Genomic DNA, 11,866 nt, shown 5'->3' on the forward strand with positions numbered 1-11,866 from the left:
TATGGAAAGCAATGTTAGAATGGGGGATTTTTCATCATATGAAGCAGAAGAGGCGAATAGTATAACATTTTCATTAACACAAGATTGTCAGTTAAGATGTAAGTATTGTTATATGGTTGGAAAAAATAATAAGAATAGAATGACCTTTGATGTAGCTAAAAAAAGTATAGACTACATATTACAAAAAAGAGACTTATATTCTTGTAATGCAGTTCAATGGGAGTTTATCGGTGGAGAACCACTCTTAGAAATTGAGTTAATGGATAGAATTTGTGATTATATTAAGCAAAAAACTTTTCTTTTAGGGCATCCGTGGGCAATAAATTACATGTTTAATATATCTACTAATGGTTTATTGTATGATGATGAACGTGTACAAGCCTTTATTAAAAAAAATAGAAGTCATTTGTCTGTAGGAATAAGCTTAGATGGTAATAAGGAAAAAAATGACAATCAAAGAGTATATAAAGATAACAAAGGATCCTATGACGATGTTGTGAAAAATGTTCCTTTATGGTTAGAGCAATTTCCTGGGGCGTCAACAAAGGCGACATTTTCTCATGGAGATATTCATCTATTAAAAGATAGTATTATAAGTTTATGGGATTTAGGCATTGAAGAAGTATCTGCCAATGTTGTATTTGAAGATGTGTGGGATGAACAAGATCCAGTAATATTTGAAGAACAATTAAAAGAATTAGCTGATTATATTATAGATAATGGATTATGGGATAAATATAATGTTAGATTTTTTGATCCTAGTATAGGATTTCCACAAAATTCAGATGAGCATGAAGGCAAATTTTGTGGGGCGGGAAAAATGGTCGCGATTGACAATGAAGGCAATTTTTATCCTTGTACGAGATTTATGAGTTTCACATTAAATAATAAACCAGGATTAAAAATTGGTAACTTAATTAAAGGTATAGATAAAAATAAATTAAAAGCATTTGATCATTTAACAATTAAGACAATAAGTCCTAAAAAATGTTTGGAATGTGAAGTAGCATCAGGATGTTCATCTTGTAGTGGTCATAATTATGATGAATCAAAGTATGGTTCGGTATTTGAAAGGGCTACTGGCATATGTGAAATGCATAAGGCTAATGTAAAAGCTTGTGATTATTTTTGGGAACGATATAAACAGGTTACTAACTGTGAATCAGAAAGAGATAGAATCCGTATGTTAAAAAAGCAAGAAAAGGAAAAATTTTTGCAGATTATAATGTCTGAAGATATAAAGTCTACATGCAATTATGAAATTAAGAATAAAGAAAAGACATTTTTAATGAATGATGAGCAATTAAAAGAATCTATAGAATTTGCTGAAAATAATGATTTTAAACCAGTACTAATTGGTGATGTATTAAATAAAGAACAATATAAGGATTATATAAATATTACATCAACGGATAGTAAAAATGAAGATGTAATAAAAGTTTATAAAAGTGAGGATGAAATAGTTAATAATAACAGTAATATTATTATTAACATAAGAAAAAAAGACATATTTAAAATACACCAATTAGTAGAAATAGCAAGCAAAGGTTTCGAATACGTAAGAGTAAATTTGATGTTTTCAGATTTAGAAGAATGGACAAGCAGTGATGTAGAAGAATATAAAAGCCAGTTAGATAAACTTATAGATTTAACTCTGGAAAAGAAAGGTGAAGATAAAGTATTAGAAATTAACACCTTAAATAATGTAAATCCTCAAAACAATAAGGTTTATAGTTGTGGTGCAGGTAAAGAGCTATTTGCTATTGGACCTAATAAAAAATTATATCTATGTCCGGCGTTTTATTTTAATTATGAATACTTGGATATTGGTGATATTAAAACCGGTATTAATTATGATAAATTAGAAATTCTACAAAGAAATATTAATAAAATAAAAAATGATGATAAAAAAGGCGTTTGCAAAAAATGTATATATGCAAATAAAAAACAGACAAATGAGTTGTATCTAAGCTCAGAAATACAAGAATTAATAACAGATATAGAAATTAAGAAAAGTAAAGAATTAATAGAACAATTGATTGGGTAATGAAGGAGGAAGTTATGGAAAAAGCAGCAATGGTAAGTGAATATGAAAAAAGATGTGTATTTAATATAGAAAAGAGACTAGATAGTTTGGAGCTAGTAAAAGGATCATTAAATCATACAGATTTAAATCCAGGTGAACTTATGGAGCTTAAGGAAATGGTGGATAAGGAGGATGTAGAATTAAAACTTCAACAGGAAAATTGGTGGAATAATGTATGTGAAAAATATAAATTAAATATTAATGATATAGAGAATTATATACTGTGTTTTGATACAAATGAAATTTATATCAAATAATTATTGTATTTAAAATAACACTTAATTAAAAATAAGATAATTATTAATGGAGGGGATTTTATGAGAACATTGTATTCACAAAAAAATAAAAACAAAGCTACTACTAATGATGGTTGTGCAGGTTACTGCTTATTCTGGTGTATGGGATATTGTAAAGGTTACTGTGCTGGGAACTGTAAAGGATATAATAAAGCATAAATAAATTTTAATTTAATAAAGGTTTTATAAAAATAAGTATTTAAAATTTAGTATTATAAGTGTTATTTTTAATAAAAAAGGGGCTATCTCATAATGTAAAATATGGGAGGCCCTTTAAATTTATTAATAATTAATTTATGAAAGAAATATTAAAAAATAAGTATAAGAAAAATTCTATGAAAATGTATAGTGATTCAAAAGTAAACATAAATCTATATAGAAATAAATTTATAAGAAAAGGGAATATTATAGAAAGATAAGTTATAAATGAAAAATATAATTTTCATTCATAAAAAAATAAAAAATAAAGGTGATAGTATGAAAAATATAAAAAAGGCTATTTTTGCTGGCGGATGTTTTTGGTGTATGGTTAAACCGTTCTTTAAATATGATGGAGTATTAGATGTGATTGTAGGGTATACTGGTGGAGAGTTAAAAAATCCTAGTTATGAACAAGTTTGTAATGGTGGCACAGGACATTATGAAGCAGTGGAAATTACATATGATGAAGATATAATAACTTATGAAGAACTAGTTGATACATTTTTTAAATCTATAGACCCTACAGATAATGAAGGACAATTTTTTGATAAAGGAGAAAGCTATAAAACTGTAATATTTTACAGTGATGAAGCACAAAAAGATATAGCTATTAAATATAAGGAAAATCTCGAAAAAAGCAATAGATTTGATAAACCTATAGCTACTGATATAAAACCGGCAAAAGTTTTTTATAAAGCTGAGGATTATCATCAAGGGTACTACATAAAAAATCCATTAAGATATAAGGCATATTATAAAGGATCAGGAAGGGAGCATTTTTTAGAAAGTGTGTGGAGAACATCAAAAAATGAAAAAGAAAAATTAAAAAACTCTTTAAATAGACTTCAATATATAGTAACACAGGAAAATGGAACAGAACCTCCTTTTGATAATGAATATGATAATCATTTTGAAGATGGGATATATGTAGATATAATATCTAAAAAGCCATTATTTTCATCTAAAGATAAGTTTAAATGTTCCTGTGGATGGCCAGCATTTTCAAAACCTATAAATGGAGGGTATGTAAAGGAGAAAGAAGACTTAAGTCATGGAATGATGAGAATTGAAGTAAGAAGTGCGTCAAGTAATGCTCATTTAGGACATGTGTTTGATGATGGACCTAAGGAACTTGGTGGGCTTAGATATTGTATAAATTCAGCTGCACTGGAGTTTATACCAAGGGATAAAATAGATGAGTTAGGTTATAGTAGATATAAAAAATATGTTTAATAAAAATCCACAAAATTTTTGTGGATTTTTATTTTTCATTATAAAGTTTTTTTAGGGAATAATCATCCATAAAATAATTAACTATATAACCCATTAGGATTACACCGGGGATGTCTATAATTAATCTAATTAATGTAAACTCATATCCTAAAGAGGATATTTCAAAGAGTAATGTTGAGATTTTTGTTACACACCAAGCATTCATAAAGATTATAATATTTGAAAATTTTACCCCTTTTTTTATTAAAACAGCTGTAAAGGGAAAGGCAGCATACATTGGTCCTGCTGCTAATGAACCAATAAGCATGGCAAAAAAAACTCCTAATGCACCGGAGTTATCACCCATATATTTCATAAGAGTTTTACGTGGAACCCAAACATCCATAAGGCCAAGCAAAATCATAATAGGTGGCAACACCATTAGCATTTGTAGAAAGTTTGATTTAGCACTTTCAAAAGTATTAAATGCTATATATGGATTAATAAAAAATATTATTATCAATATAAGCAAAGCGGTTAAAAAGAAAGAATAACGTTTTAAAATTTTATACAAATTATTCATAAAATCATCATAACCTTTCCAAACAAAAAAGCTACTAAAAAAGAAAATAGGAAAGCTATAAAGTTTCTAAGAAAAGCGGCTTTTTTACCGATATACTTGGCTTCCAAAGAAAAAGTCATAATTCCAACTAAAGTTAAAGTAGAAACTAATGCAGCCACTTGACTATAACCAGCACCATTTTTAAGTAATGTGTTCCCCGTTGAAAAAGCAACAAAGGTTGGCATCATTGTAATAGAACCAATCATTGATGAAATTAAGACTCCTAAAAATCCGGAATTTTCACCTATTAACTTAGAAATACTTTCCGGATTTAAGATAGCAAGAATCAGTCCTATGGTTATAATTATGCCTAGAAATTGAGGCATAATAGCTTCAAAGGATTTGATAGAAGACTTAAGTGCTATTTTAGTTTTTTCTTTGCTTTTAAAAAAAGAAAAACAAAGAAGAATAGTAGCTAAAAAATATAAAATAAATCCGGTCATAATAAAACCTCATAAATACTATCATTATATAATATGATAAATTATTTATAATGTTATGTTATTTCTTATATAAAATCTTGAAATTATTCACATAATGGATTAATAAGTTCATATTTTTCAGTAAGATTTTCTTCACCCCATTTACACATTTCTTCTAAAATGTTAGATAGGCTATTTCCCTTTTCTGTAATGCTATATTCAACTTTAGGTGGAACTGTTGGATAAACAGTTCTTGTAATAAGTCCATCCGTTTCTAATTCTCTTAATTGGTTTGTTAATGTTTTATGTGAAATATTTCCTATGAAGTTTTTAATTTCTCCAAATCTTTTTGTACCCTCATATATTAACAAATGTAATATTAATGGTTTCCATTTACCACCAATTACATTTAAGGTTATCTCCATTTCACAAACAACTTTAATTTTATTCATATAAGCCTCCGTTAAAAAATTTATTTATATTATATTATTAGTTGACAGCTTATTTAAGTTTTCTCACTTGATAAATGAATAACTTAATTGTTATATAGTAACCTAAAGGTTACTATATAACAATTAAGTGCGTACTTTAAAGATTAAATTAACATAGGTATAATTAATTTGCAACTATATGATTTTAAGTGGATTTTTAAGATTATTCATTCAAAAAGGTGGATACCCAAAATAATGATTGATGCTTTAAGGCAATTAGAATTTAAAACTATAGTTTTATACAAACTATATAAACAATAAAAAATTATAATTTTAGTCTATGGAGGTAAAATATGAAGAAATTAATTGTAGTAACAGGTGCAAGTTCAGGTATTGGAATGGAAACAGCAAAAATGTTTTCTAAAAACGGTCATCCAGTCTTATTAATATCAAGAAGACTAGAGATTATGGAGGGTTTAAATCTAAAAAACTCTATATGTAAATCTGTTGATGTTACAAATAGAGAGGAAATGGAAAAAGCAATAAAAGAAGCTGAAAGTAAATACGGCAAAGTTGATTGTTTAGTAAACTGTGCTGGAATTATGTTATTAGGTCATCCAGAAAAACAAGATTATACTGAATGGGATAATATGATAGATGTAAATATAAAAGGAATATTAACAGGTACAAGTATAGTATTAAAAGATATGGTTGAAAGAAATGAAGGTACTGTTATTAATATAAGTTCAATAGCAGGTCGAAAAACTTTTGATAATCATGCAGTGTATTGTGGAACAAAGTTTGCAGTTCATGCAATTTCAGAAAATATAAGAAAAGAGGTTGCAAGTAGTAATGTAAGGGTTATAACAATAGCGCCAGGCGTTGTTGAAACGTCACTTTTATCACATACAACTGATGAGGATATAAAACATGATTATAATCAGTGGAAAGAAACTATAGAAAGTGGTTTAGAAACAAGGCAAGTAGTAAATTGCATAGATTTTGCATATAATCAGCCACAAGATGTTTGTATAAGAGAAATTGTTATTGCTAAGACAAAACAAGAAGATTAAATAATTTTACAAGCTAAATTTCAAATATAGATAAATTTAGAGGGTGATTTTAAATACCCTCTAAATTATTTTTTATAATACATAGGATTCTATAATTCTTTACCCATCATAACAATTTTGTCAAAGGTATGAAATCCTCTTTTTTTATAAAACTTTTCATTACTATCATCTTTTGAGGTAAATAATACAATCTCTGTTATCCCTTTATTTTTTAAACGTTTTTCAAATTCTTCCAAAATCATCTTCCCCAAACCCTTATTACGAATATCATTTCTAACACAAAATTCTTTAATATTAAATATAATTCCGTTATAAAATTGTTCTTCATTTCCTAAAATCATACCACAAATTAACTCATCTTCATATGCAATAAGACCATATGCACCGTCACAATTCATCATTTGACATAGTCGTTTTGAAGCAGTTTTAACTGTCCACTCATCATTCCAAGGTGGAGAATTGAAAGTAGTAACATACATATCTACAATGAGTTCTATGTTTGAAATATTCATCTCTTTAAAATACATTATTTTTCCCCTTTTATATATTTATATCTTAAATAAAAAATAAACTCTTAAAGTCTAATATTTATTTTTTATATAGGGTTCCAAATTGATTTTTAAAATTAATCCCTTTAAAACTTGGATGCCCAAAATAGTGAAACATGCTCCGAATCACTTAAAATTCAACACTGTATCTTGTGTGAAAATATTTTAAAGTTATTGAATAAATTTAAATTCGAGCTTGTTTCCCTATAACTATAGTTAAGTTATATACTAATTATAACATGATTTCTAAAAATTTCTATGTATCCATAGTTTTAAATATATAAGGTTTTAAAATAATTTTTTAACTTATACTTTTATTAAAAGAGAAATTTTTTGTAGAATTGGTTTTAATAAAATATCTAACTTATTTAAGTTTTAGAGAAACTATTGAAGGTGTTTCACATGGATAATACTAGTGATATACTAAATAATGAAATAGAATAGCTTAAAATATATAATAAAATAAGGGGAAATTTAAAAAAATAAAAATATGTAGGTATTAAATACGCAATTATATTTTTATATAAAATAATATATCTAATTATTTGGATTATAATAAGGAGGTTTTATGGACTATATTCAGGGTGGGTTAAAGTTTTTAATGGCTTTATTCATGTTTATAATACTTATTAGAATTTTTATGAAAATGGGAAATTATTCATGTGAAAAATTAGGGCTTGAAAAATTTTTTCTATATTTATGGAAAAAAATAAGGGGAAAATAAATTAGAAATATGATAGGGAGGTGAACTTTAGTGGGGGATACTTATAATATTCTCTCACAAAAGATAATATATGAATAAAAAAATAAGTTTAATATACGAAAATGGGAAATTTAGTGTTTTAGTAAATGATACTATAATAAATGAAGAAAGTAATTTAGAGAAATCTATTGATAAATTTAAAAAAATAATAGAAGATAACTCATCAATCCAATCAATTAATTGGGAGAATATAGTGAAAAATATAAAAGCGTTTGATAATAAAGAAATAATAATTGATGATAAATATAAAACTATGACTTTTAATGAGGTGAAATACTTTTATAATACAGGAAAAGTATTCTATATAAGAAATGGACAAATGACTGAATTAAGAGGTTCTTATAATTTGTTTTATTGCGGTTTGAAAATGATTTTAAAAGGAAAAGTTAAATCTTGTGAGGAGTTATCAGAATTTCTAACTAAAGTTTTAGAAAATAAAGCTGTATACACAATCAATGATACTAAAGTTAGAGTATCTAGTCCTAAATTTAATTATGGTTTTGCAGAATATGATTATGTAAATGATAAAATAGATAAAGGAACATCAGTAGAAAGTGGTAACTTTGAAAAATTTAAAGAATATGTTTTAGATAGGCTTATGTAAAATGTAAATAGATATTTATATAAAAATAGAGATATTGCCATGAAAGTTTTGAAATTTGTGGTGATGTCTCTATTTTTATTTAAGATATAAATAAAATTTAATATAAGAAATAAAAGAAATAAATAAGTTAACTTCTTATGAATAATGTAAATAATGCGTATATATAAGTTACAATGTATCCTACATATTTCTACAAAAATAGCAATGAAATAGAAATATAATATATAGATAAAGAGATTAAAGAAGAAATAAAATTGTAGAAATACTAGATGGAATAAAACATATTATAAGTGAATCTGAAAAATAGATAATCAATACTTAATAAATTAGAGGGTGAATATGGAAATGAAACCAAACGAAAGTATAGAATTAATTCCAGTTAAAGTAGAGACAAAACATATATTAGAAAACTTAATGACTTTATATTTGCATGATTTGTCTGAATTTGCAGATGACTTAAAAATCAATATAAACGGAAAATTTGAATATGATGGGGTAGATTTATATATTACGCAAGATGAATTAAAGCCTTTTTTTATATATTTAGAGGATGATATTGTTGGTTTTATTTTGTTAAACACAGGAAGATATGTTCCAAAAGGGGTAGATTTTGTTGTAAATGAATTCTTTATATTGAAAACTTTTAGAAGAAAAGGAATTAGTACTTTAGCAATAAAAAAATTATTTGACAACAATAAAGGAAAATATAAAATTGGACAATTAGCGAATAATAAAATTGCCATACATTTCTGGAAGAAATTTTATAAAATACAAGAGATAGAATATAAGGAATCTATAGAAATAGTTGATGGTTTTGAATGTTATTCTCAACTTTTTTATATTTAAAAATGGAGGAATATAGTGAAATAAATGTTTATAAGAAAAATAGATGGAAATGTTGAAATTATATATGATAAGGAATATATAATGCCAGGTTATGTAACCGAAAAAGTAGAAGCACATTGGAAAGAATTGTTAAAATCTGGAAGAAATTTTACTAGGGGAACTGTATTTACTATAAATAATATAGAAAGTATAGGAAAAGATTTAAATGTTTATATACAGTCTACAGATTATGCCCATTATTTATATACAATTCATAATAATATAAAAGATTATGCGTGTAGGGTTATTTATGTATCTATATTAGTTGAAACTATAGATTCAAGTTTTGTTATAGGAGAAATGGCTTGTAATACAGCATTGCCTAATAGATTGCAGTGCTGTGGAGGAGGATTTGATGATGAGGATTTAATTGAAGGTAAAATTGATATTTATAATAATATACAAAGGGAATTATATGAAGAATTAGGAATTAATCTATATGATACCGATACAATATGTAAAGTTCAGCCTAAGTATATACAAAGCGGAGGAGAACATAATTTTATAGGATTAGTATTTAAGGTTGAATTAAAAATTAGTGAGAAGGAGTACATTAAATTATACAAAAAGTATATAAAAAAATTGAAAATGAAGAATGTAGTTCCAGAATTTAAATCATTAGTCTTTATTAAATCAGATTCAAGTCCTGTAAAGGATTTCTTCAACAAAGATAAGAGGTCAAGGGCAGATTATTTAGAAGAATTACTTATGACAGAAGTAGAATCATATTGATTGCTAATAAATTGAAAAAGTATTAAAACTATTGCAGAGGTGGTTTAAAATTAATATTTATTTAATTAGACATGCTAAAGATGATGAGAGATATAGAGGTGGATGGAGTCAGTTAGATTTGATATCGGAAGGCAAAGAACAAGCTAAAAAACTTGCCGAATTTCTTTATTTCAAGCAAAAAGAGTTTAAAATAACAAAAATTATTTCGAGTGATTTACCAAGAGCTTTATCTACAGCAAATGAAGTAGTTAAAAAACTAGATATAAGAGTTGAACTTGATAAAGAGTTAAGAGAGATGAACAATGGCGATTTAGCAGGAATGTTGAATAAAGAAGCATTAGTGAAATATCCTGGATTGTTTTTTAATACTTTAAGAATGGATGAGAAATATCCTAATGGTGAAAGTCCAGATGATTTTTATAAGAGAGTAAAAAGATGGTTTGATGATGTGATATGTAAATATAAACATTCTAACGAAAATATTTTAATTGTAACTCACGGTGGTGTAATAAATATAATATGCCACGTTGTAAAAGATATTGAATGGACTAATAAAAATAAACTATTTAAAACTTTAGATGTTGCAATTTACAAATTAAATTGTGAAGGAAAGTTGGAATTTGAGATAGAAAATTATAATGATTTTTTGAAAGCGGATTTTTGATAAAAAATTAATAAAATTTTATTAGACGAAGATAGATTTAATGAGTTAAATAAAGAAATTAAATAAAGAAATTAAATAAAGAAATTAAATAAAGAAATTAAAAATAGTATAGAAGAATCAACACATTTAACAGAATTTAATTTTTAAATGATTCATTAGAAAAATAAATTTATTTGGGTAGGAGATAGATGAAATGATTAAAATTGTAGAAGTTAAAGCCGAGGAAGAAGCAAGTAAACTAAAAAGTAAGTATATTGAGAGTTTAAAAACTCCAATAGATGGTTTTTGGCAGAATGTAGAAGTGGCTAGTTCAAAATGTTATGAAATTTTGTACAATGATAAAGCTGCAGGGCACTTTTGTGTAAATTCACGTAAAATATTAGTACAGTTTTATGTTTCTAAAGAATACTACATGAATGTAGAAGAAATTTTTAAATATATTATTACAAGTGAGATAGTAGAAAAAGCGGGGGTTTCTACAAAAGAACCAGAATTTATGTCCTTATGTCTTGACTATCATAAAAATATAGCTGTAGATTCATATCTTTTTACAGATAATGAAAAAGTACGATATGAATTAAATAGTTTTTCAAAGTTATCTTTTAGATTAGCTCAAAGGCAAGATATAGATGAGATAAAAAATAAATGTGATCTGGCGTTTGAGGGATATTATGAGGGGTTAATAGATAATGATCAGTTATTTGTTTTATATGATAATAGTAACTTACTTGGAATTGGAGAATTTAGAATAATTAAGACACATGGAGAAAAATATGGTGATATAGGTATGCATGTGGTTGAAAAATATCGTAGAAATGGAATAGGAATTTATATTAATGTTAAGTTAAAAGAACATTGCTATAGTAAAAATTTAATTCCAATGGTTTGTTGTGATGTAAAAAACATTATATCTAAAAAAACTTTAGAAAAATCAGGCTTTATAGCTAATCATAGAATTATATTTTGTGAATTCTAATTATTAAGAGTTAATAGGATTAGTAATCCGTACGGATAATRGTAGTCAATTTATTAGTGGTATCTTTGAAAAATCTTGTCTTGATGAAAAKGTTATTCATGAAAGAATACCTGTTAAAAGTCCAAATTACAATGCTTTCATTGAATMATATCATAGATATCTTYAAGAYGAATGCCTTACTGGAAGTATATATTGGAGTTTAGATGATATYCGCAATAATATAAATGATTTTGTTTATAGATATAACAATGAGAGAATACACTCTTCAATTGGATATGTTACACCACACGAATATTATCTTAAGAATTTAATGTGTGTTTAAAAATTTAAGCATATATTAGTATAAGTTAA

The 11,866-nt window shown here is 25.9% G+C and carries 15 protein-coding genes; 11 read left to right on the plus strand and 4 right to left on the minus strand.

Going from position 1 to position 11,866, the window contains the following annotated elements; genetic code table 11:
- Position 1 precedes the first annotated feature (1 nt).
- The 4 genes from ACYUE0_RS13725 (at position 2) to msrB (ending at position 3,816) form a co-directional block, all read left to right on the plus strand.
- Positions 2 to 2,047 carry a radical SAM peptide maturase, CXXX-repeat target family gene (locus ACYUE0_RS13725; protein ID WP_460271011.1) on the plus strand — a complete coding sequence of 682 codons (2,046 nt, stop codon included), beginning with the start codon at positions 2 to 4 and terminating at the stop codon, positions 2,045 to 2,047.
- 14 nt (positions 2,048 to 2,061) lie between these two features.
- Positions 2,062 to 2,343, plus strand: a complete 282-nt coding sequence (locus ACYUE0_RS13730) for a hypothetical protein (protein WP_199870469.1) — start codon at positions 2,062 to 2,064, stop codon at positions 2,341 to 2,343.
- 60 nt (positions 2,344 to 2,403) lie between these two features.
- On the plus strand, positions 2,404 to 2,541 hold the full coding sequence (locus ACYUE0_RS13735) for a hypothetical protein (RefSeq protein ID WP_157450912.1): 138 nt from the start codon (positions 2,404 to 2,406) through the stop codon (positions 2,539 to 2,541).
- Between the two features lie 318 nt (positions 2,542 to 2,859).
- Positions 2,860 to 3,816, plus strand: coding sequence for a peptide-methionine (R)-S-oxide reductase MsrB (msrB, locus tag ACYUE0_RS13740; RefSeq protein ID WP_460271012.1), 957 nt, complete (start codon positions 2,860 to 2,862; stop codon positions 3,814 to 3,816).
- A gap of 28 nt (positions 3,817 to 3,844) precedes the next feature.
- Here msrB and ACYUE0_RS13745 read toward each other — a convergent pair whose 3' ends face one another.
- The 3 genes from ACYUE0_RS13745 to ACYUE0_RS13755 all read right to left on the minus strand — a co-directional run bounded on the left by ACYUE0_RS13745 (position 3,845) and on the right by ACYUE0_RS13755 (position 5,291).
- Positions 3,845 to 4,378: a permease gene (locus ACYUE0_RS13745; RefSeq protein WP_460271013.1), complete on the minus strand. Its 534-nt coding sequence runs from the start codon at positions 4,376 to 4,378 to the stop codon at positions 3,845 to 3,847.
- Complete coding sequence (locus ACYUE0_RS13750) at positions 4,375 to 4,860, minus strand: hypothetical protein (protein ID WP_010296279.1); 486 nt, start codon at positions 4,858 to 4,860, stop codon at positions 4,375 to 4,377. The genes ACYUE0_RS13745 and ACYUE0_RS13750 overlap by 4 nt, the downstream gene beginning before the upstream one ends.
- A gap of 83 nt (positions 4,861 to 4,943) precedes the next feature.
- A complete protein-coding gene (locus ACYUE0_RS13755) occupies positions 4,944 to 5,291 on the minus strand; it encodes a winged helix-turn-helix transcriptional regulator (RefSeq protein ID WP_216451300.1) in 348 nt (115 codons plus the stop codon).
- 332 nt (positions 5,292 to 5,623) lie between these two features.
- Here ACYUE0_RS13755 and ACYUE0_RS13760 point away from each other — a divergent pair, with 332 nt between their 5' ends.
- The gene (locus tag ACYUE0_RS13760) at positions 5,624 to 6,343 is read left to right on the plus strand and encodes an SDR family oxidoreductase (protein WP_460271015.1); all 720 of its coding nucleotides are present in this window, start codon (positions 5,624 to 5,626) and stop codon (positions 6,341 to 6,343) included.
- Positions 6,344 to 6,432: 89 nt separating this feature from the next.
- Here the strand turns inward: ACYUE0_RS13760 and ACYUE0_RS13765 are convergent, their stop codons facing one another.
- The gene (locus ACYUE0_RS13765; RefSeq protein WP_460271016.1) at positions 6,433 to 6,870 is read right to left on the minus strand and encodes a GNAT family N-acetyltransferase; all 438 of its coding nucleotides are present in this window, start codon (positions 6,868 to 6,870) and stop codon (positions 6,433 to 6,435) included.
- A gap of 815 nt (positions 6,871 to 7,685) precedes the next feature.
- Between ACYUE0_RS13765 and ACYUE0_RS13770 the strand changes: the two genes are divergently transcribed.
- From ACYUE0_RS13770 to ACYUE0_RS13795, 6 genes are all read left to right on the plus strand, one after another.
- Positions 7,686 to 8,258 (plus strand): type 1 periplasmic-binding domain-containing protein, encoded by a 573-nt coding sequence (locus tag ACYUE0_RS13770; RefSeq protein WP_061996179.1) that lies wholly within the window; start codon positions 7,686 to 7,688, stop codon positions 8,256 to 8,258.
- Positions 8,259 to 8,597: 339 nt separating this feature from the next.
- Positions 8,598 to 9,104 (plus strand): GNAT family N-acetyltransferase, encoded by a 507-nt coding sequence (locus tag ACYUE0_RS13775; protein ID WP_460271017.1) that lies wholly within the window; start codon positions 8,598 to 8,600, stop codon positions 9,102 to 9,104.
- A 24-nt stretch (positions 9,105 to 9,128) separates the two neighbouring features.
- Positions 9,129 to 9,875 (plus strand): hypothetical protein, encoded by a 747-nt coding sequence (locus ACYUE0_RS13780; protein ID WP_460271018.1) that lies wholly within the window; start codon positions 9,129 to 9,131, stop codon positions 9,873 to 9,875.
- A gap of 31 nt (positions 9,876 to 9,906) precedes the next feature.
- On the plus strand, positions 9,907 to 10,539 hold the full coding sequence (locus ACYUE0_RS13785; protein WP_460271020.1) for a histidine phosphatase family protein: 633 nt from the start codon (positions 9,907 to 9,909) through the stop codon (positions 10,537 to 10,539).
- Positions 10,540 to 10,732: 193 nt separating this feature from the next.
- The gene (locus ACYUE0_RS13790) at positions 10,733 to 11,515 is read left to right on the plus strand and encodes a GNAT family N-acetyltransferase (RefSeq protein ID WP_460271021.1); all 783 of its coding nucleotides are present in this window, start codon (positions 10,733 to 10,735) and stop codon (positions 11,513 to 11,515) included.
- A gap of 106 nt (positions 11,516 to 11,621) precedes the next feature.
- Complete coding sequence (locus ACYUE0_RS13795; protein WP_460271023.1) at positions 11,622 to 11,837, plus strand: integrase core domain-containing protein; 216 nt, start codon at positions 11,622 to 11,624, stop codon at positions 11,835 to 11,837.
- The last annotated feature ends 29 nt before the right edge of the window (positions 11,838 to 11,866 follow it).

The sequence above is a fragment of the Clostridium sp. CTA-19 genome (assembly GCF_054767855.1).